Origin of the sequence: Pseudomonas sp. P42 (assembly GCF_017973755.1) — a bacterium.
In the GTDB taxonomy this organism is placed as follows: domain Bacteria; phylum Pseudomonadota; class Gammaproteobacteria; order Pseudomonadales; family Pseudomonadaceae; genus Aquipseudomonas; species Aquipseudomonas iridis.
In genome coordinates this window covers 208,734-231,686 of record NZ_JACOPU010000007.1, presented here as the reverse complement: position 1 = coordinate 231,686, position 22,953 = coordinate 208,734, and the positions used below count along the sequence as shown (strand labels likewise).

At 60.0% G+C, this 22,953-nt stretch carries 24 protein-coding genes; 14 read left to right on the top strand and 10 right to left on the bottom strand.

The genetic code is table 11. The features are described 5' to 3' along the window. The first annotated feature begins 156 nt into the window (after positions 1–156). Positions 157–1,119 carry a thioredoxin-disulfide reductase gene (gene trxB / locus H8B20_RS23160; protein WP_042557693.1) on the top strand — a complete coding sequence of 321 codons (963 nt, stop codon included), beginning with the start codon at positions 157–159 and terminating at the stop codon, positions 1,117–1,119. A gap of 185 nt (positions 1,120–1,304) precedes the next feature. Here trxB and H8B20_RS23155 read toward each other — a convergent pair whose 3' ends face one another. The 6 genes from H8B20_RS23155 to H8B20_RS23130 all read right to left on the bottom strand — a co-directional run bounded on the left by H8B20_RS23155 (position 1,305) and on the right by H8B20_RS23130 (position 4,408). Further along, positions 1,305–1,643 carry a HopJ type III effector protein gene (locus H8B20_RS23155; protein ID WP_047299789.1) on the bottom strand — a complete coding sequence of 113 codons (339 nt, stop codon included), beginning with the start codon at positions 1,641–1,643 and terminating at the stop codon, positions 1,305–1,307. Further along, on the bottom strand, positions 1,636–1,932 hold the full coding sequence (locus H8B20_RS23150) for a DUF1244 domain-containing protein (RefSeq protein ID WP_210624745.1): 297 nt from the start codon (positions 1,930–1,932) through the stop codon (positions 1,636–1,638). The genes H8B20_RS23155 and H8B20_RS23150 overlap by 8 nt, the downstream gene beginning before the upstream one ends. A gap of 98 nt (positions 1,933–2,030) precedes the next feature. Next, a complete protein-coding gene (gene folX / locus H8B20_RS23145; protein WP_016771653.1) occupies positions 2,031–2,402 on the bottom strand; it encodes a dihydroneopterin triphosphate 2'-epimerase in 372 nt (123 codons plus the stop codon). After that, complete coding sequence (gene folE / locus H8B20_RS23140) at positions 2,403–2,963, bottom strand: GTP cyclohydrolase I FolE (RefSeq protein ID WP_042557695.1); 561 nt, start codon at positions 2,961–2,963, stop codon at positions 2,403–2,405. A 22-nt stretch (positions 2,964–2,985) separates the two neighbouring features. Then, a complete protein-coding gene (gene folM / locus H8B20_RS23135) occupies positions 2,986–3,696 on the bottom strand; it encodes a dihydromonapterin reductase (RefSeq protein WP_210624744.1) in 711 nt (236 codons plus the stop codon). Positions 3,697–3,832: 136 nt separating this feature from the next. After that, positions 3,833–4,408 (bottom strand): antibiotic biosynthesis monooxygenase, encoded by a 576-nt coding sequence (locus H8B20_RS23130; RefSeq protein WP_210624743.1) that lies wholly within the window; start codon positions 4,406–4,408, stop codon positions 3,833–3,835. A gap of 207 nt (positions 4,409–4,615) precedes the next feature. Here H8B20_RS23130 and H8B20_RS23125 point away from each other — a divergent pair, with 207 nt between their 5' ends. Next, complete coding sequence (locus H8B20_RS23125; RefSeq protein WP_210624742.1) at positions 4,616–5,575, top strand: MerR family transcriptional regulator; 960 nt, start codon at positions 4,616–4,618, stop codon at positions 5,573–5,575. Between the two features lie 3 nt (positions 5,576–5,578). Here H8B20_RS23125 and H8B20_RS23120 read toward each other — a convergent pair whose 3' ends face one another. After that, positions 5,579–6,184: a hypothetical protein gene (locus H8B20_RS23120; RefSeq protein WP_210624741.1), complete on the bottom strand. Its 606-nt coding sequence runs from the start codon at positions 6,182–6,184 to the stop codon at positions 5,579–5,581. 72 nt (positions 6,185–6,256) lie between these two features. Continuing rightward, entirely contained in the window at positions 6,257–6,715 is a 459-nt protein-coding gene (locus H8B20_RS23115; RefSeq protein WP_210624740.1) for a PAS domain-containing protein, read from the bottom strand. A 153-nt stretch (positions 6,716–6,868) separates the two neighbouring features. Here H8B20_RS23115 and H8B20_RS23110 point away from each other — a divergent pair, with 153 nt between their 5' ends. Then, positions 6,869–7,327, top strand: coding sequence for a flavodoxin (locus tag H8B20_RS23110; RefSeq protein ID WP_047299792.1), 459 nt, complete (start codon positions 6,869–6,871; stop codon positions 7,325–7,327). Here H8B20_RS23110 and H8B20_RS23105 read toward each other — a convergent pair. Continuing rightward, positions 7,317–8,204, bottom strand: a complete 888-nt coding sequence (locus H8B20_RS23105) for a LysR family transcriptional regulator (RefSeq protein WP_210624739.1) — start codon at positions 8,202–8,204, stop codon at positions 7,317–7,319. The two genes, H8B20_RS23110 and H8B20_RS23105, sit on opposite strands and share 11 nt — an antisense overlap. A 94-nt stretch (positions 8,205–8,298) precedes the next feature. Between H8B20_RS23105 and H8B20_RS23100 the strand changes: the two genes are divergently transcribed. The 8 genes from H8B20_RS23100 (at position 8,299) to H8B20_RS23065 (ending at position 18,637) form a co-directional block, all read left to right on the top strand. Further along, positions 8,299–8,685 (top strand): CidA/LrgA family protein, encoded by a 387-nt coding sequence (locus H8B20_RS23100; RefSeq protein WP_210624738.1) that lies wholly within the window; start codon positions 8,299–8,301, stop codon positions 8,683–8,685. Further along, positions 8,675–9,361, top strand: a complete 687-nt coding sequence (locus tag H8B20_RS23095; RefSeq protein WP_200611115.1) for an LrgB family protein — start codon at positions 8,675–8,677, stop codon at positions 9,359–9,361. The genes H8B20_RS23100 and H8B20_RS23095 overlap by 11 nt, the downstream gene beginning before the upstream one ends. Before the next feature lie 130 nt (positions 9,362–9,491). After that, complete coding sequence (locus H8B20_RS23090; RefSeq protein ID WP_210624737.1) at positions 9,492–10,274, top strand: class II aldolase/adducin family protein; 783 nt, start codon at positions 9,492–9,494, stop codon at positions 10,272–10,274. Beyond that, positions 10,274–11,176, top strand: coding sequence for an alpha/beta fold hydrolase (locus H8B20_RS23085; protein WP_200611110.1), 903 nt, complete (start codon positions 10,274–10,276; stop codon positions 11,174–11,176). Before H8B20_RS23090 ends, H8B20_RS23085 begins: the two co-directional genes overlap by 1 nt. A 143-nt stretch (positions 11,177–11,319) precedes the next feature. Next, positions 11,320–12,231: an SDR family oxidoreductase gene (locus H8B20_RS23080; RefSeq protein ID WP_115147443.1), complete on the top strand. Its 912-nt coding sequence runs from the start codon at positions 11,320–11,322 to the stop codon at positions 12,229–12,231. 526 nt (positions 12,232–12,757) lie between these two features. Beyond that, positions 12,758–14,551: a DUF1302 domain-containing protein gene (locus H8B20_RS23075; RefSeq protein WP_210624736.1), complete on the top strand. Its 1,794-nt coding sequence runs from the start codon at positions 12,758–12,760 to the stop codon at positions 14,549–14,551. 23 nt (positions 14,552–14,574) lie between these two features. Then, the gene (locus tag H8B20_RS23070) at positions 14,575–15,942 is read left to right on the top strand and encodes a DUF1329 domain-containing protein (protein WP_414704616.1); all 1,368 of its coding nucleotides are present in this window, start codon (positions 14,575–14,577) and stop codon (positions 15,940–15,942) included. Between the two features lie 139 nt (positions 15,943–16,081). After that, positions 16,082–18,637 (top strand): helix-turn-helix transcriptional regulator, encoded by a 2,556-nt coding sequence (locus tag H8B20_RS23065; protein WP_210624734.1) that lies wholly within the window; start codon positions 16,082–16,084, stop codon positions 18,635–18,637. Positions 18,638–18,742: 105 nt separating this feature from the next. On the opposite strand, the gene H8B20_RS23060 is transcribed toward H8B20_RS23065, so the two are convergent. Then, positions 18,743–19,522 carry an IclR family transcriptional regulator gene (locus H8B20_RS23060; protein ID WP_047299800.1) on the bottom strand — a complete coding sequence of 260 codons (780 nt, stop codon included), beginning with the start codon at positions 19,520–19,522 and terminating at the stop codon, positions 18,743–18,745. A 163-nt stretch (positions 19,523–19,685) separates the two neighbouring features. On the opposite strand from H8B20_RS23060, the gene hmgA reads away from it, so the two are divergent. From hmgA to maiA, 3 genes are read left to right on the top strand one after another with little or no spacing between them, the layout of a single operon-like run. Next, positions 19,686–20,990 (top strand): homogentisate 1,2-dioxygenase, encoded by a 1,305-nt coding sequence (gene hmgA, locus H8B20_RS23055; protein WP_210624733.1) that lies wholly within the window; start codon positions 19,686–19,688, stop codon positions 20,988–20,990. 3 nt (positions 20,991–20,993) lie between these two features. After that, positions 20,994–22,298, top strand: a complete 1,305-nt coding sequence (fahA, locus tag H8B20_RS23050; protein ID WP_210624732.1) for a fumarylacetoacetase — start codon at positions 20,994–20,996, stop codon at positions 22,296–22,298. A gap of 12 nt (positions 22,299–22,310) precedes the next feature. Then, positions 22,311–22,946, top strand: a complete 636-nt coding sequence (gene maiA, locus H8B20_RS23045) for a maleylacetoacetate isomerase (protein ID WP_042557713.1) — start codon at positions 22,311–22,313, stop codon at positions 22,944–22,946. The last annotated feature ends 7 nt before the right edge of the window (positions 22,947–22,953 follow it).

Below are 22,953 nucleotides of genomic sequence, written 5' to 3'. Positions count from 1 at the left end.
ATTTCCTTAATCTTGCCCCCCTCGATACGCTGCACCCAACTTTTTACAGGATTGTCGAGCTCATGCCTTCCCCAAGGTTATCCACAGTCCTTTTTTATTCCGCCGGCAGTCCGGCGTCCGCGCCAGCTGTATTGGCCGGTCAACAGGAGCAGATTCATGTCTGAAGTCCGTCATTCGCGAGTGATCATTCTCGGTTCCGGCCCTGCCGGTTACAGCGCTGCGGTGTATGCCGCGCGTGCCAACCTCAAGCCACTGCTGATCACCGGCATGCAGGCTGGCGGTCAACTGACCACCACCACCGAAGTCGACAACTGGCCGGGTGACGTCCACGGTCTGACCGGTCCGGTGCTGATGGAGCGTATGCGCGAGCACGCCGAGCGTTTTGAAACCGAGATCGTTTTCGATCACATCAACGCCGTCGACTTCGCTTCCAAGCCTTACAGCCTGACCGGCGACAGCGCGACCTACACCTGCGACGCCCTGATCATCGCCACCGGTGCCAGCGCTCGTTACCTGGGCCTGCCGTCGGAAGAAGCGTTCATGGGCAAAGGCGTTTCGGCCTGCGCGACCTGCGACGGTTTCTTCTATCGCAACAAACCGGTTGCAGTGGTTGGCGGCGGCAACACCGCTGTTGAAGAGGCCCTGTATCTGGCCAATATCGCCAGCACCGTGACCCTGATCCACCGTCGCGAAACGTTCCGCGCCGAGAAGATCCTGATCGACAAGCTCAACGCTCGCGTGGCTGAAGGCAAGATCATCCTCAAGCTCAACGCCACCCTCGACGAAGTGTTGGGCGACAACATGGGCGTGACCGGTGCGCGTCTGAAGAACAATGACGGCAGCTTCGACGAAATCACTGTCGACGGCGTGTTCATCGCCATTGGCCACACTCCGAACACCTCGCTGTTCGAAGGCCAGTTGACCTTGAAAGACGGTTATCTGGTAGTGCAGGGCGGCCGCGACGGCAACGCCACTGCGACCAGCGTAGAAGGCATCTTCGCCGCCGGCGACGTAGCCGACCATGTTTACCGTCAGGCCATCACCTCGGCCGGCGCCGGTTGCATGGCGGCACTGGATACCGAGCGTTACCTGGACGGTCTGCAGAACGCTTCGTTCTAAATCGCAGACATAAAAAAACCGGCCGATTGGCCGGTTTTTTTATGCTCGGGTTTCAGGTTCAACACAGTTCCAATGTGGGAGCGAGCCTGCTCGCGAATGCGGTGTTTCAGTCGACATCAATGTCGAATGTCAGTCCGTATTCGCGAGCAGGCTCGCTCCCACAGGAATTGGGTTTGCAGCTGAAGTTAGCGGCGGGTCAGGGGCTGGGCGGTGAATTTCACGCCGGCCAGACCATGCTGGATCAACGCCCGAATATTGCCGTGATCACTGCCCTCAGGCGTGGCCACTACCGAGCGGTAATGCTCGCCGAACGCCAACAGCGCTTCTTCGTCACTCAAGCCCTCCAGCAGCGCCAGACCCAGGGTCTTGCACGAGCCTTCGTTCTGCCCGGCGGCGTTTTCCACGCCACCGTTGTTGAACGCCTGAGGCTGGTAGTCATAGCCCGCGGCGATGAAGGCCAGGGTGTCGGCGAAAGCGTGTTCGCCGCTCTTGAGGCTGGCGCGCAGGGTGTTCAGGTCACTCATGGGTTTTTCCTTTGGCGAACGCCGCTTGTTGCTCAGCGCTGGCTTCTTGCTGAAATTGGGCTTTCCACTCGGCGTACGGCATGCCGTAAACCACTTCGCGGGCGTCGTCGAGGCTGACCTCGATCTGGCGCTCGTCGGCTTCGGCCTTGTACCACTTCGACAGGCAGTTGCGGCAGAACCCGGCGAGGTTCATCAGGTCGATGTTTTGCACGTCCTTGCGGCTGTCCAGGTGCGCGACCAGTCGGCGGAAGGCGGCGGCTTCGAGTTCGAGGCGTTGTTGATCAGTCATGGGGGTCTCTGCGAGACAGCTTTGAGCGGCAAGCTTCAAGCTGCAAGATTGGATCGGGTCGGCTGTTAGCTTACCGCTTGAAGCTTGAAGCTTGAAGCTCAGCGGCTTGCCGCGAGCGTTATCGACACCGACTCGGCAAATCGCAGCGCGTGCGGCTTGTCGACTTCGACTTCGGCGTACAGCACCGATGCGTTGGTCATCACCAGATCGAGCAATTCCTGGGTCAGGCGCTCGAGCAGGGCAAAACGATTGCCCTCGACGTGGGCGATGATTGCCTTGGTGATGGTGCGGTAATTGAGCGCGTGGTCGATGTCATTGTCACGCACCGCTTCTTGCGCGGCGTACAGGATGGTCAGGTTGATCAGCACATCCTGCTTGTTGAGGATTTCGTCCTCGTTGATCCCGATAAAGGTACGCAAGCGCAAATCCTTGACCCGGATACGCGCCATTCCCGGCTGAAGTTGTGGCATTTACTTGCTCCGTCCAATCAATTGCAGGAACTCCTGACGGGTGTTGCTCGAGTCGCGGAAGGCGCCGAGCATGACCGAGGTGTTCATGGTCGAATTCTGTTTTTCGACACCGCGCATCATCATGCACATGTGTCTGGCCTCGATGACCACCGCAACACCGGCGGCATCGGTAACCTGTTGCACCGCATCGGCAATTTGCCGGGTGAGGTTTTCCTGAATTTGCAGGCGTCTGGCGAACATGTCCACCAGTCGCGCGATCTTCGACAGCCCCAGCACTTTGCCAGTGGGAATATAAGCCACATGGGCCTTGCCGATGAAGGGCAGCAGGTGATGTTCGCACAATGAGTACAACTCGATGTCGGCGACGATGATCATCTCGTCGCTGTCAGAGGCAAACAGCGCGCCATTGACGATCGTGTCCACGCTCTGCTCGTAGCCGTGACACAGGTATTGCATGGCCTTGGCCGCCCGCGCCGGCGTATCGAGCAATCCTTCACGGTCGGGATCTTCACCGAGGCCAATGAGGATTTCACGGTAGTTCTCGGGCAGGGAGCGGGTCATCGAACATCCTCGCGGGACAGCGTTATTTGACATGCCTTCCGCCATTGACGGTCAGGGTCGTGCCGGTGACGTAAGGGTTGTCGAGCAGGTAGCGCAGGCTCTGGTAGATCACTTCGCTGCCGGGTTCGATGCCCAGCGCGGATTTGGCCAAGGCCTTGGCGCGGTACGCCGCGTCGTCGTCGGGATTGAACAATAGCAGGGCCGGCGCAATGCCGTTGACCTTGATCGCCGGCGCATAACGGGCGGCGAACGACAGGGTCAGGCTGTCGAGCCCGGCTTTGCTGGCGCAATAGGCGATGTGTTTGCTGCTGCCTTTACGGGTGACATCGTCGCTGAGGTGGATGATGTCGGCGGGCTTCGACTGCTTGAGCAGGTCGGCGCAGTGCAGGTTGATCAGATAGGGCGCCAGCATGTGGATGTTGACCATGCGGTTGAACGCTTCGGCTTCGCTGCCCGGAGTTTCCGCGAGCCAGTCGGAGGCGTTATGCACGATCGCCCGCAGGCTGTCGGTGTGGGTGTGCAGTTCGGCGATGAACGAGAGGATGCCTGCTTCGCTGGAGAAATCCGCGAATACCCCGATGGCGCCCAGATCACGCAGCGTTTGCACCCCGGGACGATCGCTGCGGTAGGTGAAAATGATGCTGTAGCCGTCTTCGAGCAAACGCTGCGCGCAGTGCAGACCGACGCGTTGGCCGGCGCCAGTGATCAGGATCGGGGCGGAGGTTGTAGTCATGAACTGCTCGTGTCGCGGTGGGTGCAAAAACTATAACAGCGGCGCGCCTGAAAAGATCGCAGCCTTCGCCAGCTGCTGCACTGCGTCAATGTTGCAGCTGTGCAGGAGCACTCGAGTGCAACGAGGCTGCGATCTTTTAGCGGTTCTGCGCAGACGGCGTAACCGGTAACGGACGGGCTGGCGTGGTGTTCAACCAGTTCGCCAGCAACCGCGTCGACAACGGGATAAAGAAATAAACCATCAGCGGCGTCAGGCACGCCGTGCTGATCAACACTTTCGGCAAAAGGCTCATGTCAGCGAGCAGCGGGCCCACGACAAAATTGAACAACAGCGACACCGGAAAGAATGCCAGCCAGATCGCAATCGCCTGTTTCCAGCGCGGCGGGCGCTGGCCGACTACGCTTGTACCGAACCAGCCTTCGATGCCACTGACACGATGCTCTTTGGGGTGGGCAAACAGATCGCTGCCACGATCCAGCCAGGCGGTACGCGAGGCCGAATGCTCCCAGGCATGCAAAGTCTGTTCATCGACAAAACGGAAGATAATCTGGAATTCGTTATCGCCAGGCGGCGGTGCGAGCACGCCGGAGCCCAGATAACCGGGGAAATCGGTGGCCAGTTGTTCGCCTTCGCGCAGCCAGGCGATCAGATCCTGATAGCGGCCATCGGCGACGCGACGCGCAACCATCAGCGTGACGGGGGAAGTAGACATTGTGTATCTCCGTATCTCGATTGCGTCACTCCGGGTAGGAGTTTCGCCTGACGCAGGCCGGGGTGAGGCCTGCGCTTTTCAGCAAGCAAGGATTATTCCTGATTTTCGTGTTTAAACCAGAGACTTTCGTCGCATATCTCCACTTGAACGCAAACAGGGCATCAGAGGTAGAATGGGATCCAATTCACAAGACCGGAAGTTGGCCAAATGCCTGTCATGACGGACGCGCACGCTGATTCTCAGACATCTGTTGCGCTTGAGTGCGAGGACCTTTTCCCTATCCGCGAAGTCGCGAAGGTGACAGGGGTTAATCCGGTCACCCTGCGCGCTTGGGAACGTCGCTATGGCTTGATCCAGCCGGTGCGCACCGACAGTGGGCATCGGCTGTATTCGATGACCGAAATCGAGCGTGTTCGCAGCATCGTCGACTGGATTGATCGCGGTGTGGCGGTCAGCAAGATCGGCAAGATCCTCGCCAAGACCGAACCGCTGAAAGTCCTCGCGCACATCATTCCCGATGAACTGGTGCAAGCCGACTATCTGCAATGGCAGGTGCAACTCCAGCAGGCGATCAGCTCTTTTGATGATCAGCTACTGGACCAGGTCTACGGTCAGATCTTTTCTTCTTATGCGTTGCCCGTTGTATTTCAAGACATCCTGATGCCGTTGTGGCTGCAATTGTTGCAGCGTCAGGATGGCTTCGGGCAGACCAGCGAATGGCTGTTCTTCGACGGGTTTCTTCGGGCGCGTGTGCTGCATCGGATCATCACCCTGTGTGGCTCGCAACCGCGACGGGTGATCGTCAGTGCACTGGCCGGGCAATGCCGGGAGCTTGAGTTGCTGGTGGCGGCGTTGTTTCTGAGTGGCAATGACTCAGGCGTTCGGGTGTTGACCACCGGCCAGCCGCTCGATGAGCTGACCCTCATTTGCGAAAAGACCAAACCTGACGCACTGGTGCTGTTTTCCAATCACGCCCCGAGTGCCGATTTGCCCCGGCGTCTGAATCGACTCGCCTTGAGTCTTGATTGTCAGCTGATGCTCGCCGGCAATGCGTCTGATCTGGCGCAAGAGAGCCTGGCCGGAACATCAGTGGCGTGCCTGGGTAATGAAGGGGCCAACATGCGTCAGCGCTTGACGCAGTTTCTGGCGGGGAGGCTTGATACCTGAGAATCAGGTGTGCAGGGCAGGGTGTGTCAAACGATGTTGCTGCAGGATGAATTGTCGAAGACGCTCGGTTTCGTCGCTGTCTGTCTGGCTGAGTTCGTAGGCGTAGAAACCACTTTCGGTTTCGCGCTCGAAACTACCGCGCAATGCGATCCGCTCATAACCCGAAGGGCTGAACCACAGCGCGAAGTGCTTGGGCGGTTTGGTCTTGTTGCGCACTTCCAGCAGTACGCCTTTATGTGAAACCTCGTGAACCCACAGCGTGCCCGCCTGGCCTTTGGCATTCTCCAGCGCCACCGGCTCTTCAAGTGCCAGCCGCCACGGACGAACCATCGGGCCATCCTCGTAGATGCTTGGCACACCGAGACGCAGGTGCATCGCATGAAACTCGTCTTCCACCAGATGCAGCGGAAACGTCATTTGCTGGTTTTCGAAGTTGGCCTGAATAGTCACTTGCTCGTGAGCGGCCAGACGCGTGAGCAAATCACGGATCTGCGAACCGCCGTTAACCAGCAGGCTCGACGTCGCATCCCGCACATTGAGCTGCGGGTTGTGCTGCATGGTCTGGATAAAATCCAGCTCATCCTGGGTCAGGAGTGCGTCGCGTTGCATGGCTAACTCGAAAGGAATAGTTACAAAGTCATTGGTGATTGTAGTTAATGACAACAAGTTCGATGGTTTGTTTTAACCGTTTGTCGCTTTCAAAGCGGCGATTTCCGCTTCCAGGGCAGCGACCTTGGCTTCCAGCTGCGCGACACGTTGCTGAGCCTTGACCTGAATCGTCACATCCTTTTGCACGCCGATAAAGTACGTCTGCCCGTCATCGGCATTTTTTACCGTTGAAAGCGACAATTCACTCCAGAACGGCGTGCCGTCCTTGCGGTAGTTGCGCAATACCTCCCGGCACGAGCCGTTGGTACGCAATGCTTCGCGGATGAGTTTCAGACTCTCCTGGTCACGGTCTCCGGCCTGCAGAAAACGGCAGTCCTGGTAGAGGACTTCTTCGCTGGTGTAACCGGTCAGGCGTTCGAAGGCCGGGTTGACGTAAATCAGGATGTTGTCCCGTTCGCCCTCCCTTTCTGCGACCGAAATGCCGTCGTTCGATGCGTTGATCATCATTTGCAGCAAACTGGCGCTGATCATCCGTGATTCCCCTCAGAGCTGTCAGTGGCACGCATTCTAGAAGATCGGCGGTGCCTGTCCATAGGCCATCAGCGCTCATTGAGAGCGAATCGCAACTTCACGGCTGAGGCTGTTACTATCGCCGCTCTTTTTTTCAGCTTCAGGATCAGATTGATGAAAGTCGCCATCCTCTCCGGTTCGGTCTACGGCACCGCCGAAGAAGTCGCCCGCCACGCCCAGAACCTGCTGAAAGCCGCTGGCTTTGAAACCTTCTACAGCTCGCGCGCCAGTCTGGCCGAGGTTCAGGCTTTCGCGCCTGAAGCGTTTCTCGCCGTGACCTCGACCACCGGCATGGGCGAGTTGCCGGACAACCTGCAACCGTTGTATTCGATGATCCGCGATCAATTGCCGGCCGCCTGGCGTGGTTTGCCCGGTGCGGTGATTGCGTTGGGCGATGCGAGTTACGGCGACACCTTCTGCGGTGGCGGTGAGCAAATGCGCGAACTGTTTTTCAGCGAACTCGGCCTGCGTGAAGTGCAAGAGATGCTGCGCCTCGATGCCAGCGAAAGCGTCACCCCGGAAACCGACGCCGAGCCGTGGCTGGCGGATCTGATCGGCGCGCTCAAGGGCTGATCGCCCGCTCGCGCAGCAGCGCCAGCCAGGCTTGCGCGGCCTTCGACAGATAGGCGCCGTGGCGCCAGATGAATGCGATGTCCCAACGCAAGTAATCCGGCGCTCGCAAGGCCAGGCGTACGACGCCTGGTCGCACCAGACCGCGCGCCACGACGCTGGGCAACAGCACCACGCCTTGCCCGGCGGCGACCAGCGCCGCGAGAAAATCCGCCTGACCACTGCGCCCGCCTTCCTTGGGCGTAAAGCCCATTTGCTGACACGCCTGGAGCAAGCGGTCATTGAGCACGAAGCTGCGTTGATAGAGCAGGAACGGCGTGTCGGCCAACTCCTCCAGCCCGATCTCGCCCCGATTCGCCAGTGGATGATCCACCGGCAGCAGGGCGTCGAGTTTTTCGTCGCAAAACGGCTGACAGTCGAACTGCGCATCCTTCGGCATCAGACTGCCACCCAACTCCAGTTCGCCACTCAACACCGCTTGCTCGATGTTGCGACTGCCGCCCTCAAGCAGATGAATGCTGATGTTCGGATAGCGCCGTCGGTATTCGGCGAATGCTCCGGCGAACAGCGCATCGCTGCCCAGCAACGGCAAACCGAGGCGCAGTTCCCCGCGCGCCAGCTGACTCAGGTCATCCAGTTCGCTGAGCAACTCATTACGCAGACGCAGCATGCCTTCGGCGCGTTGCAATACCACGCTGCCGGCGGCCGTCAGGCGCAGTTGTGAGCCAAGGCGCTCAAGCAATGGCGTGCCAATGCTTTGCTCCAGTTGTGCGACCTGTTTGCTCACGGCCGACTGGCTGATGTGCAAGGTTTTTGCGGCTTGAGTGAAACCGCCCTGATGCATGACTTCGACAAAACTGCGCAGCTGTTTGAATTCCATAAGCGGATTCCATTTTGGAATGGTCATGAGTCTAACAATTCGCTTTAGGGGTGGTAGAGCGCTTCGTAAAATGAGCCTCTGTAAGGAGCTGATCATGAACACCGCTACCCTCAAATACCTTTCCCGCCTGGTGACCGAACTCGCCGTGCTGCTCGGTCTTTACCTGCTCGGCTGTCAGCTGGCGGTATGGCTGGCCTGGCCCATTCCCGGGGGTGTTATCGGCATGGTGCTGTTGCTGCTCGCTTTCGCTTTCGGTTGGGTCAAACCGGCGGCATTGCAATTGGGCGCTGGATTGCTGATGGCCGAGATGCTGCTGTTCTTCATTCCTGCGCTGATGAGCCTGCTCGATTACGGCACTTTGCTGCGCAATGACGGCTGGCGGATCCTGCTGGTCATTGCTGCCAGCACGTTGATGGTGATGTTGGTGACCGCGTTCACCGTGGAATTGGCCGTGCGCATGAGGCATTCCCATGAAACTTGAACTGATGCCGATGTTCTGGCTGGCCTTCACGCTGTTGGCTTACCTGTTCAGCCGCTGGATTTATCGCCGCACCGGGCGTTATCTGTTGTCGCCGCTGATTCTGGTGCCGGCGCTGCTGCTGGCGCTCGCCGTGCCGCTGCACACCGCTTACGCCGAATACTCGAGCAACACCCACTGGCTGATGCTGGTGCTCGGTCCTGTTACCGTCGCCTTCGCTGTGCCGATCTGGCAGCAGCGGCGCTTGTTGATGCGGCACTGGTCGGCGTTGCTGCTGGGTATGCTGGCCGGCAGTGCTGCGTCGATCGCGACTTCGTTCGGCCTGGCCAAAGCGCTGGCGCTCGACAGTTCGGTGACGATGTCACTGGTGCCGCGCTCGATTACCACGCCATTTGCCATGCCTATGGCCCAGGATCTGGGGGGCGTGCCGGAACTGACCGCGGTGTTCGTGATGTTCACTGGCGTGTTTGGCGCGATGCTCGGTGGCGTGTTGTTGAAGTGGCTGCCGTTGCGCAGTGCCTTGGCGCGCGGCGCGCTGTTTGGTGTCGGTGCGCACGGCGCCGGTGTCAGCCGGGCCCATGAAGTGGGCGGCGAAGAAGGCTCCGTGGCGGGGCTGGTGATGGTCTTGACCGGCTTGCTCAATCTGTTCGCCGCACCTTTGTTGGCGTCGTTGCTTTGACATGGATCCAAGGAGTTTGCATGGCTGACCCGTTCAGTCATCAAGCTGGCTGGCAATGCAACTACGCGATCGACTGCGCCGACTAGACTGCTGACACGAGCAGAACAATAAGAACGCAGAGGTGCACACAGTGAGCGTAGCCCCCGTCCAGTCGTCCCTTAATGTCAAAGAGCAGGTCAGCGCCGCCGAATGGCAGACCCGCGTCGATCTCGCCGCTTGCTATCGTCTGGTCGCGTCGCATGGCTGGGACGATCTGATCTTCACGCACATTTCCGCCAAGGTGCCAGGCACCGAAGATTTTCTGATCAATCCGTTCGGCCTGATGTTCCACGAAATCACCGCGTCGAGCCTGATGAAAGTCGATCAGGCCGGGAACAAACTCATGGACAGCCCCTACGAAATCAACCCGGCGGGCTACACCATTCACAGCGCCGTGCATGAAGTGCGGCACGATGTGGTTTGCGTGCTGCATACGCACACCGCTTCGGGCGTGGCGGTGTCGGCGCAAAGGCAAGGCGTGTTGCCGATCAGCCAACAGTCGCTGTTCGTGCTGTCGAGCCTGGCGTATCACGGCTATGAGGGCGTGGCGCTGAACCACGAAGAGAAGGCGCGCTTGCAGGCCGACCTTGGCGAGAACAATTTCCTCATGCTGCATAACCACGGTCTGCTGACCTGTGGCGGCACCATCGCCGATACCTTCCTGATGATGTTCACCTTCCAGCGCGCCTGCGACATTCAGGTGATGGCCCAGACCGGTGGCGCTGAACTGATCGCCATCGAACCGCAGATTCTGGCAGGCGCCAAGGCGATGATTGCCGGCGTGACCAAAAGTGCTCAAGGCATGGGTGGCGCGTTGGCCTGGCCGGCGCTGCTACGCAAACTCGATAAACAAGACCCCGGATATAAACTCTAATGCCTCTTGCCGAGATTCCACTGTGTGTCTGGCGTAAACGCAGCCAGACGTTTGTCTTTCGAGGTCAGACGATCCGTTACTGGATGACGGGGCAGGGTGAGCCGCTGCTGCTGATCCATGGCTTCCCGACCGCCAGTTGGGATTGGCATTACCTGTGGCAACCACTGGCCCAGCGTTATCGAATGATCGCTTGCGACATGCTGGGTTTCGGCGATTCGGCCAAACCGGCCAATCACCGCTACAGCCTGCTTGAGCAGGCCGATCTGCAACAGGCGTTGCTCGCGCATTTGCAGGTCGAACAGCCTGTTCACATCCTCGCTCACGATTATGGCGACAGCGTCGCGCAGGAGCTGCTAGCCCGGCACTACGAAGACAAGATCGAGATTGCCAGTTGCGTGTTCCTCAACGGTGGTCTGTTTCCGGAAACCCATCGTCCGGTACTGATGCAAAAACTGTTGCTCAGCCCATTGGGCTGGATGATCGGCCGCGCCTTTACCCGCGATGCACTGGTGAAAAGCTTTCGCCAGATTTTCGGTCCGCAGACCGGGCCGACCGAGAGCGAGCTGGACGATTTCTGGAGCCTGGTCGACAGCAATCACGGCCCGCGCATCATGCACAAGCTGATTAACTACATCCCCGAACGGCGGGTGCAGCGTGATCGTTGGGTGGCGGCGATGCAGCGCGGCGAAGTGCCGATGCGGGTGATCGATGGTGAATTCGATCCGATTTCGGGTGCGCACATGGTCGAGCGCTACCGGGAGTTGATACCGGATGCCGACACCGTGCTGTTGCCGAATATTGGCCACTATCCGCAGATCGAAGCGCCGGTGCAGGTGCTCAGGCACTACCTGGCGTTTCGTGACCGTTTTGCGCTGCCACCGCGCAAAGTGGCGTGTTCCTGACAGATCTTTTGGTCTTTTAATTGCGCTGCACATCATCCCCCAGCCTTATCGCGCACCATTCAGCCCCAGCCGTGTTCGTTGTGACCGAAAGCCCCGTGCCTGACACTCGGGGTCACTGCCCTTGGCCTGCTGGAGTTGCCGCGATGAATGAGTCTGTGCGTTTCGAAGATAAAGTCGTGATTGTCACCGGAGCCGGCGGCGGCCTCGGACGGGCGCACGCTTTGCTGTTCGCCAAACAGGGCGCCAAAGTGCTGGTCAACGACCTCGGCGGCTCGACTCAGGGCGAAGGCGCCAACGCTTCGGCCGCCGACCGCGTGGTCGCGGAAATCCGTGAAGCCGGCGGCATCGCCGAAGCCAACCACGACTCGGTTACCGACGGCGACAAACTGGTGCAGAACGCGCTGGATGTTTTCGGTCGCGTCGACGTCGTGGTCAACAACGCCGGGATCCTGCGCGACAAGACCTTCCACAAAATGGACGACGCCGATTGGGATCTGGTCTACCGCGTGCACGTCGAAGGCGCCTACAAAGTCACCCGCGCCGCATGGCCGCACCTGCGCGAGCAAAACTACGGTCGAGTGATCTTCACCGCGTCGACCTCGGGTATCTACGGCAACTTCGGCCAGTCCAACTACGGCATGGCCAAGCTGGGTCTATACGGCCTGACCCGCACCTTGGCCATCGAGGGCCGCAAGAACAACATCCTGGTGAACGCCATTGCGCCAACCGGCGGCACGCGCATGACCGAAGGCCTGATCCCGCCGCAAGTGTTCGAGCAATTGAAGCCGGAACTGGTCAGCCCGTTGGTGGTGTATCTGGCCAGCGAGCAATGCCAGGAAACTTCCGGGCTGTTCGAGGTAGGTGGCGGCTGGATGGGCAAGGTGCGTTGGGAGCGCAGCCTGGGCGCCGGGTTCGATCCGCGAGTGGGGTTTTCGCCGGAGGATGTGGCAGCGCATTGGCAGCAGATTTGTGATTTCGAAGGCGCGGCGCATCCGAAGGATAATATTGAAGCGCTGAAGGAAATGATGGCGAATTTGCAGAAGTATTCGCTCTGATTGCGATTGCTCTTTGACAGGGCTTGCTCAAGTCCTGTCGCCCCGTACTGCCTCCTCTGCCTGAAAATCGATCGCCCATAAAAAAGGCCGCTGCAAACGCAGCGGCCAAGGTAAGACGTTGGATCAAGGAGCTACAAATCAACGTCAGTGAACACCGGGGCGATAAACCGAATCATCGATTCATCTGAAATCTGTCAACAGTGGCCTGAATTGCTCAGTAGCCAAGGCTGGGGGCTTTTCGGCGTGTCCCGTGAAAGCCCGCTCAGAATACGGTTTCAGCCCTGTAGGAAAAATACCGATTCCAGACATGCACTGTTACGGGGCATGCAACAGTCTGCAAAGGCTGATGTGCACCATGCGCGGCACTGATGATCCTCTATCCAGCCGATCCATGGGCGATGCAAAGCCGCGTATTGCAGGGGTGTTCATCCTTTCGAGCGACAGCGCGAATACCTCCTTGGTGCGCTTATCGACCCGGTCACGCGGCAGTAGGGTGAGGCCTTCTGTCACTCACCGGGGAAGACGCATGACAACAAAAACAATGCGCGCCATCTTCACACCGCAGGCGCTGGCAGCCGCGGTGGCTCTGGGTTGCTGTGCCCAGGCGCACGCAGTCGCTTTTAATATCGGAGAAATCGAAGGCACGTTCGATTCGTCGTTGTCGGTCGGTGCGAGTTGGGGCATGCGCGATGCCGACAAGTCGCTGGTCGGTACGGTCAACGGTGGGACCGGGCAATCCTCGACCGGTGATGACGGGCGTTTGAACTTCAAGAAGGGCGAGACCTTCTCGAAAATCGTCAAAGGCATTCACGATCTCGAACTCAAGTACGGCGATACCGGTGTGTTCGTGCGTGGCAAATATTGGTACGACTTCGAACTCAAGGACGAAGACCGCGAGTTCAAGCAGATCAGCGACAGTGGCCGCAAGGAAGGCGCCAAATCATCTGGCGCGCAGATTCTCGATGCATTCGTCTATCACAACTATTCCATCGGCGATCTGCCGGGCACCGTGCGCGCCGGTAAACAAGTGGTCAGTTGGGGCGAAAGTACTTTCATCGGCAACTCGATCAACAGCATCAACCCGATCGACGTGTCGGCATTCCGTCGCCCCGGTGCGGAGATCAAGGAAGGCTTGATCCCGGTGAACATGTTGTTCGGCTCCCAGGGCTTGACTGACCAGTTGAGCATCGAAGGCTTCTATCAACTGGAGTGGGACCAGACCGTTGTCGACAACTGCGGCACGTTCTTTGGCGTCGACGTGGTGGCGGACGGCTGCACCAGCGGCTACACCGTCGGCAACCCGGCCATTGCGCCGCTGGTGCCGTTGACCACCGCGTTTGGCCAGGGCATTCAGGTCACCCGCGAAGGCGTGGTCATCCCGCGTGGCGGCGACCGCGATGCGCGGGATTCCGGGCAGTGGGGTACGGCGTTGCGCTGGCTCGGCGACGACACCGAGTACGGCCTCTATTTCATGAACTACCACAGCCGCACGCCAACGGTCGGCACCACCACGGCAGGGCTTTCGACTCTGGCGGCATTGCCGGGCATGGTCGGCATCGCCAACCAGTTGGCACCCGGCAGCGGTTCGGGCCTGGCGCAAAGTGTGATGCTCGGGCGCGGTGGCTACTACCTCGAATACCCGGAAGACATTCGCCTGTACGGCGCCAGTTTCTCTACCACGCTGCCCACCGGCACCGCATGGACCGGCGAGATCAGCTACCGGCCGAACGCTCCGGTGCAAGTCAGCACCAATGACCTGACGCTGGCATTGCTCAACCCGATCGCCGGCGGCGCAGCTTCGCCGATCGCCACCTCGCCGGGTTCGGACAACACGGGGTACCGTCGCAAGGAAGTGACGCAGATCCAGAGCACCCTGACGCACTTCTTCGACCAAGTGCTGGGCGCCCAACGCCTGACCCTGGTCGGTGAAGCGGCGGTGGTACGGGTCGGCGGTCTGGAGTCGCGCAGCAAGCTGCGTTATGGCCGCGATTCGGTGTACGGCCAGTACGGGTTTGGTGGCGACACGGACGGTTTCGTCACCTCGACTTCGTGGGGCTACCGTGGCCGCGCCATCCTCGATTACGCCAACGTGATTGGCGGGATCAACCTCAAACCCAACCTGTCGTGGTCGCACGACGTCGCCGGTTATGGTCCCAACGGCCTGTTCAACGAAGGCGCCAAAGCGATCAGCGTCGGCGTCGATGCCGACTACCGCAACACCTACACCGCGAGCCTCAGTTACACCGACTTTTTCGGTGGTGACTACAACGTCCTCGAAGACCGTGACTTCGTTGCTCTGAGCTTCGGCGTGAACTTCTGATCTGCCCGAGAAGGATGAAAGCAATGCGCAAAACGATTCTGCAATGCGGTGTGCTGGCCCTGAGTCTGTTGGCGGCCAACGTGATGGCGGCGGTGTCGCCGGATGAGGCGAACACACTCGGCACCAGCCTGACCCCGCTCGGCGCCGAGAAGGCCGGCAACGCCGACGGCTCAATCCCGGCATGGACGGGCGGCCTCGCGAAAAACGCCGGAGCGGTGGACAGTAAAGGCTTTCTCGCTGACCCGTTCGCCAATGAAAAACCGCTGTTCACCATCACCGCCGCCAACGTCGATCAGTACAAAAGCAACCTGTCTGAAGGTCAGGTGGCGATGTTCAAACGCTATCCGCAGACCTACAAGATCCCGGTCTACCCGACCCATCGTACCGTCGCCGCACCACCGCAAATCTACGAATCGGCCAAGCGCAGCGCCCTTAACGTCACCACCATCAACGACGGTAACGGCCTGGCCAACTTCACCGGCAATCGCTACTACGCCTTCCCGATTCCGAAGAATGGCGTGGAAGTCTTGTGGAACCACATCACCCGTTATCACGGCGGCAACGTGAAGCGGATCATCACCCAGGTGACGCCGCAAACCAACGGCAGCTACACGCCGATCCGCTTCGAAGAAGAGATCGCCGTGCCGCAACTGATGAAGGATATCGATCCGGAAAAAGCCGCCAACGTGCTGACCTTCTTCAAGCAGTCGGTGACGGCACCGGCGCGGCTGGCCGGCAACGTGCTGCTGGTGCACGAAACCCTTGATCAGGTGAAGGAACCGCGCCTGGCGTGGATTTACAACGCCGGTCAGCGTCGCGTGCGTCGCGCGCCGCAAGTGGCCTACGACGGCCCGGGCACCGCCGCCGATGGCCTGCGCACTTCGGACAACTTCGACATGTTCTCCGGTGCGCCGGATCGTTACGACTGGAAACTGGTCGGCAAAAAGGAAATGTACATTCCGTACAACAGCTACAAACTCGACTCGCCGAAGCTCAAGTACGACGACATCGTCAAGGCCGGGCACATCAATCAGGACCTGACGCGTTATGAGTTGCACCGCGTCTGGGAAGTGATCGGCACGGTCAAGGCGAACGAGCGGCACATCTACGCCAAGCGCCACATGTACATCGACGAGGACAGCTGGCAAGTGGCGCTCGCCGATCACTACGACGGTCGCGGACAGCTGTGGCGTGTCGCCGAAGGTCACGCTGAGTACTACTACGATCACCAGACTCAGGCCTACACCCTCGAAGCGCTCTACGACATTATTGCCGGCCGCTACATCGCGCTGGGGATGAAGAACGAAGAGAAGCACAGCTATGAATTCGGCTTCGAAGCCAAGGCTGCCGACTACACGCCATCGGCCCTGCGTGCAGAGGGTGTGCGGTAACGGTTCTGATACATCGGCTGAACAAAAGGCGACCGCATGGTCGCCTTTTTTATGGCCGCCAATCAGCGTGCTGAATACTTGTCAACAAGCTGTCGGGAGAGGGCTAGGGTGAGCTCACAACTATAAAAAGGCTCATCCGATGACCGCCATGACAGCTTGTCTGGATCGCCCCGGTTTTCTCCCCAGACTGTCCTCCCATCACCAAAAACGCACGCGATTGAGCGAGCCATTGCTGGAATCGGTGGCACGGGTCAGGCTCATCTGTGCGCCCGCCGGCAGCGGCAAGAGCGCGTTGCTCGCCGAGTGCCTGCTTCAGGCGCCGCCACACTGCGAAGTGTGCTGGCTGCCGCTGGCGGGTGCCGCAATGAGGGTCGACGAATTTTGTCTGCGATTGGCACGGGCGTTGGGACTGGCAGACACAACGGAGTCCGGCCTGGTGGCTGCGCTGAGTCGCTGGTCGTTGCCGACCTGGCTGTTTATCGATGACTACTGTCGGCTGCCGGATCCAGCGCTGGATGCGTTGCTCGACCGCTTGCTGACGGTCAGTAGTCCGGCGCTCACCTGGTGGATCGGCACCCGTCGACGGCCGCAATGCAACTGGCCGCGGCTGTTGCTCGACGACGAACTGTACGAATGCGAATCCCCGACACTGGCCCTGACCCCGGACGAAATCGCCCAGGCGCTGCGACATCTGTCGCCCGAGCAGGCTGGCAGTGTTGCTGCACGTATCGTCCAGCGTACCGGCGGTTGGTGCGCCGGGGTGCGCATGGCGCTGCTGCAAAAGTGTGACTGGTCGCAAAGTAATCAGCCGCAGCAACGGGTCGATACGCTGCTGGATTATCTGCAACACGAACTCTTCAATAGCCTCACACCGGAGCTGGCCGAGAACTGGCGGGTGCTCGCGCATTTGCCGCGCTTCAATGCCGAGCTGTGTGAGCATCTGTTCGGCGCCGGGGAGGGCGCACAGTGCCTGCGCACGTTGCAAACACTGGGCTGCTTTATCGAACCATGGCACGACTCGGCCGACTGGCTGCAGGTTTTTCCACCGTTGTCGCGGGTGATGCGCGACGAACAATGGCCCGCAGGTCGTTCCTGGCATCGGCGGGCGTGTCAGTGGTTTTCCTGGCGGCAGGATTGGCGTTCGGCCTTCGAGCAAGCCTTGCTCGCCGAAGAACATGAAATCGCCGTCAGCCTGTTGCAGCACTTCAGCTTCGAGCATTTGTTTGAAGAGCAAACCGTGGTCCTGTTACTGCAATTGCATGAGCATCAGGGTGAAGAGTTGACCCTGAGCACGCCGCAGCTGGTCGGTCTGATTACAGCTGCATTGCTCTTCGCCGGTCGTTTTGAACAGGCGGCGCAATGCATCGAGCATTTAGGGCGGTTCATGCCGCAGCCTTCGCCAGCTCATGAGCGGCAATTGATTGCGCGTTGGCAAACGTTGAAAGGCTGGTTACTGCATTTGGAAGGGCGGATGGAGAGCGCTCACGAATACTTTTCGCAAGCGTTGGAGGCACTCGATTTCGATAACTGGATCGCTCGGGTGATGTGTTTGTCAGGGTTGACCCAGCAGGCTTTGTTGCGTGGCGAACTGGACGTCGCCCACGCCCGTAATCGTCAGGCACTGTGTCTGGCACGTGCGCAAGGCTCGCTGGTTTTCGAAGCTCTGCTGGAGCTTGATCACGGGCAACTGCTTGAACAGCGCGGTGCGGCACCTCGGGCTGAAAGTCTTTTGGTGGGCGTGCATGATTTACTCGTCCGGCAACCGAACCGCCTGACCCCGCTGTTGGGACGGATTGCGTTGCGTCGCGGGCGTCTTGCGCTGAGTCAGGGCCAGGATGTCTTGGCGGCGGATTTTTTCCAGTCCGGTCTGGACGGTTGCGGACGCAATCATGACAAGCGTGCCCTCTACGGCTATCTGGGGCTGGCGCAACTGGCTGCCAATCAGGCGGATTACGAGAAAGCGTTCGTCTGGCTGCGTGATGCGGAGCGAATGATGCAGCAACGGCAGATTCCGGACACGGTTTATCGCGGCGTGGTGTTGCAAGTCAGCAGTCTTTTCTGGCTGCAGCAGGGCCGTTATGAGCTGGCGTGCGAGGCGATGACACGCCTGTTGCGGCACTATCAAGGAGCGGACGCCTTGCAGGCGCCGCCGGCGACACTCGAGTTGATACCCCGCGTCGAGTACTTGTTGATCCTTGCCGAGGTAGGTTCAGGATCGGCTCGCAACCCGATGGGCCGGTTACAGCGTCTGCTCGAAACGGCGCAGCGCTGCAGGATGCTCATTCTGGAAACCGACTTGCATCTGGCGATGGCCGAAGTTGCCTTTTCCCAGGGTGATCAGACTTTGGCGCGCGCCTGCTTACAGCAGGGTCTGACGCTGGGCCGTCAATATGGGCTGCATCAGGCGTTGCGTGAGCTGCAGCTGCGCCACCCGGGGCTGTCGCAAGTACTGGCAAACACGGTTTCGGAGCCGGCCACTGTTGAAGTGGCGAGCGGCAGTGGTTTGCTCAGTCAACGTGAGCTGGAGGTTTTGCGCTTGATTGCCAGGGGCCATTCCAATCAACAGATTGCAGATGAGCTGTTTATTTCTCTGCACACGGTAAAGACTCACGCCAGGCGGATACACGGAAAACTGGGCGTCGAGCGAAGAACCCAGGCTGTAGCCAGTGCCAAGCTGCTGGGGCTTGAGCTGTAGCAAGGGTTATCAAAGAAGCTCTGCAAGAGGCCGCGGCGGGCGACAGCAAAACGGTGTTGCTGTAACCCTTCACAAAGTCGTTGACCGGCGGATCGACGCAGGCGCCTAGGCGTCAAACCCCATCCGCCAGCTCACGGCCCGGGTCGCAGCCAACAACCGCTGCGCCGCCGGGCCGTTTTCGTCGGCATGGAACAACGAGGTCGGGCCGACGATGGTCAGCACCGCCGCAACTTGTCCGACGGCATTGAACACCGGTGCCGACAAGGCATCCACACCCGGCATCAGCAAGCCGTGGACATGATGCAGGCCGCGCGCGCGGATCTGTTCGCACAACGTCGCGTAGGCGGTTTCGTCTTTCAGCGGATGCTCGGCGACGGCGATTTCCCGCTCGCGCAATTCGTCGGTTTCCCGATGCGGCAGATAGGCACTGAACACCAGTCCTGTCGAGGAACTGAGCAGCGGCAGCACCGAACCCAATTGCGTGACCACCGTCACTGCTCGCACCGCCGGTTCGATGTGCACCACGGTTGCTCCCTGATTGCCCCACACCGCGAGGAAACAGGTTTCGTTGAGTTCGTCGCGCAGTTCCGACAGGGGCAGGGCGGCGACTTTCAGCACGTCCATACTGTTGAGTGCCGCCAGGCCCACGCGCAGGGCTTCGCGGCCCAGACCGTAGTGGTTGGTCGCCGGGTTTTGCTCGGCGAAGCCGCTGGCAATCAACGCCTGCAAGTAGCGGTGAACCTTGCTCGCCGGCATCTGCACGTGTTCGGCCAGGCGCGACAGTGAGGTGGACGGCGACAACTCGGCCAAAGCCTTGAGGATGTCGGTGCCGACCTCGGCGGAGCGGACTTTCTGTTTGCCGTTACTGTCGCTGGTTTTTTCCATGGTGCGGCCGGTTCCAATACGAATGGGCGTCTTTATAGCTTGACGCTGGATAGCGAGCAAATTACGTTATGCGTAATCGAATTACGATAATAACAACCCCGGCGTGCCGAAACCTCTGAGCCAGAGCGATGGGCCACTGCCGACTCCCTGTTCAGGAGGCTCCATGAACCTCGATTCAACCGCGTCGACGCTGGCTTATCAGTCCGGTTTCGGCAACGAATTCAGCACTGAAGCGTTGCCCGGCGCGCTGCCCGTCGGCCAGAACTCCCCGCAAAAAGCTCCCTACGGCCTGTACACCGAATTGTTTTCCGGCACTGCGTTCACCATGACCCGCAGCGAAGCGCGGCGCACCTGGATGTACCGGATTCAGCCGTCGGCCAATCACTCGGCGTTCGTCAAACTGGAGCGGCAACTGGCCGGTGGGCCTTTGGGTGAAGTAACCCCCAATCGCCTGCGCTGGAATCCGCTGGACATGCCGGCCGAACCGACCGATTTCATCGATGGACTGGTGAGCATGGCGGCCAATTCCGGCGCCGAGAAACCTTCGGGCATCAGCATCTATAACTACGCGGCCAACCGCTCGATGGAGCGGGTGTTTTTCAATGCTGACGGCGAACTGCTGCTGGTGCCGCAACTGGGGCGTCTGCGCATTGCCACCGAGTTGGGCGTGCTGGAAGTCACGCCGCTGGAAATTGCCGTGCTGCCACGGGGCCTGAAATTCCGCATCGAACTGCTCGATCCGCAAGCGCGCGGCTATGTTGCCGAGAACCATGGCGCGCCGCTGCGCCTGCCGGACCTGGGGCCGATCGGCAGCAACGGTCTGGCCAATCCGCGCGACTTTCTCACACCGGTCGCCGCTTACGAAAACCTGCAACAACCCACCACGCTGGTGCAGAAATTCCTCGGCCAGTTGTGGGCCACCGAGCTCAATCATTCGCCGCTGAACGTAGTGGCCTGGCACGGTAATAACGTGCCGTATAAATATGATCTGCGCCGATTCAACACCATCGGTACGGTCAGTTTTGATCACCCCGACCCGTCGATCTTCACCGTGTTGACCTCGCCGACCAGCGTGCATGGCCTGGCCAACCTCGACTTCGTGATTTTCCCGCCACGCTGGATGGTGGCCGAGAACACCTTCCGTCCACCGTGGTTCCACCGCAATCTGATGAACGAATTCATGGGCCTGATCCAGGGCGAATACGACGCCAAGGCCGAAGGCTTCGTGCCCGGCGGCGCCTCGCTGCACAGCTGCATGAGTGCTCACGGCCCGGACGGCGAGACCTGCACCAAAGCGATCAATGCCGAGCTTGCACCCGCGAAAATCGACAACACCATGGCCTTCATGTTCGAGACCAGCCAAGTGTTGCGCCCTAGCCGCTTCGCCCTCGACTGCCCACAACTGCAACCCCATTACGACGCTTGCTGGGCCACGTTGCCCGCCACGTTCGACCCGACCCGGAGATAACCCATGACTCAGAATTCCATCACCCGCAGCTGGGTTGCGTCGGCCAACGGCCACGCCGATTTCCCGCTGCAGAATCTGCCACTGGGTGTGTTCAGCATCAGCGGTTCAGAACCGCGCAGCGGTGTGGCCATTGGTGACCACATCTTCGATCTGCAAGTTGCCCTTGAAGCCGGTCTGTTCGATGGTGCCGCTCGCAGCGCTGTGGAAGCCACCCGTGGCGGCCAGTTGAATGCCTTCTTCGACCTCGGTCGTGAGGCGCGGGTTGCCCTGCGTGAACGTCTGCTGGAACTGTTCAGCGAAACCAGCACCCAGCGCGGCGACATCGAAGCTCAAGGTGCGAAGCTGCTGCCATTGGCCGCCGATTGCCAGATGCATCTGCCGGCGCGCATCAGCGATTACACCGACTTCTACGTCGGTATCGAGCACGCGCAGAACGTCGGCAAACTGTTCCGTCCGGACAACCCGCTGCTGCCGAACTACAAGCACGTGCCGATCGGCTATCACGGTCGCGCGTCCACTGTGCGTGCGTCCGGCACCGACGTCCGTCGTCCTAAAGGCCAGACCCTGCCGGCCGGTGCTACCGAGCCGACTTTCGGCCCATGCGCGCGTCTGGACTATGAGCTGGAACTGGGCATCTGGATCGGTCAGGGCAACGAGATGGGCGACTCGATCGCCATCGGTGATGCGGCCGAACACATCGCCGGGTTCTGCCTGCTCAACGACTGGTCGGCTCGCGACATCCAGGCCTGGGAATACCAGCCGCTGGGGCCGTTTTTGTCCAAGAGTTTCATCACCAGCGTCTCGCCGTGGGTCGTCACTGCCGAAGCGCTGGAGCCGTTCCGCACCGCACAACCGGCACGTCCGCAAGGCGATCCGCAGCCACTGCCGTACTTGTTCGACAAGCGCGATCAGGACGGCGGTGCATTCGACATCGAACTGGAAGTGCTGCTGCTCACCGAAACCATGCGCGAGCAGAATCTGCCGGCTCATCGCCTGACCCTGAGCAACACCCGCTACATGTACTGGACCGTCGCGCAAATGGTCGCGCATCACAGCGTCAACGGTTGCCAGTTGCAGGCCGGTGACCTGTTCGGTTCGGGCACGCTGTCCGGTCCTGAAAACGGTCAGTTCGGCAGCCTGCTGGAAATCACCGAGGGTGGTAAAAAGCCGATCGAACTGGCGTCCGGCGAAGTGCGTAAATTCCTTGAAGATGGCGACGAAATCATTCTGCGCGCGCGTTGTGCCCGTGACGGTTTCGCCTCGATCGGCTTTGGCGAGTGCCGCGGCAAAGTGCTGGCGGCGCGCTGACAGGAGCGACTCATGGATCTCTACACCTATTACCGCTCGACCTCGTCGTATCGGGTGCGAATCGCACTGGCGCTAAAAGGTCTCGACTATCAGGCGTTGCCGGTCAACTTGATCGCGGCGCCCGGTGGCGAACATCGGCAGCCGGCGTATCTGGCGATCAATCCACAGGGCCGCGTGCCGGCCTTGCGCACCGATGATGGCGAGCTGCTGATCCAGTCACCGGCGATCATCGAGTATCTGGAGGAACGTTATCCACAGGTGCCGCTACTCCCCGAAGACCTCGCTGCCCGCGCCCATGTACGCGGCGTGGCGGCGGTGATCGGTTGCGATGTGCATCCGCTGCACAACGTCAGCGTGCTCAATCGACTGCGGCAGTCGGGGCATGACGAACCGCAGGTCATGGAGTGGATCAGTCATTGGATCAGCCAAGGGCTGACGACGGTGGAACAGTTGATTGGCGATAGCGGATTCTGTTTCGGTGAGTGGCCGTGCGTGGCGGACGTGTACCTGATTCCGCAGTTGTACGCGGCCGAGCGCTTCAATGTTTCGCTTGAGGCTTATCCGCGGATTTGCCGTGTTTGGGCATTGGCGGCCGAACATCCAGCGTTCATCCAGGCTCACCCGTCCAACCAGCCAGATACACCGTAAGCCTTAC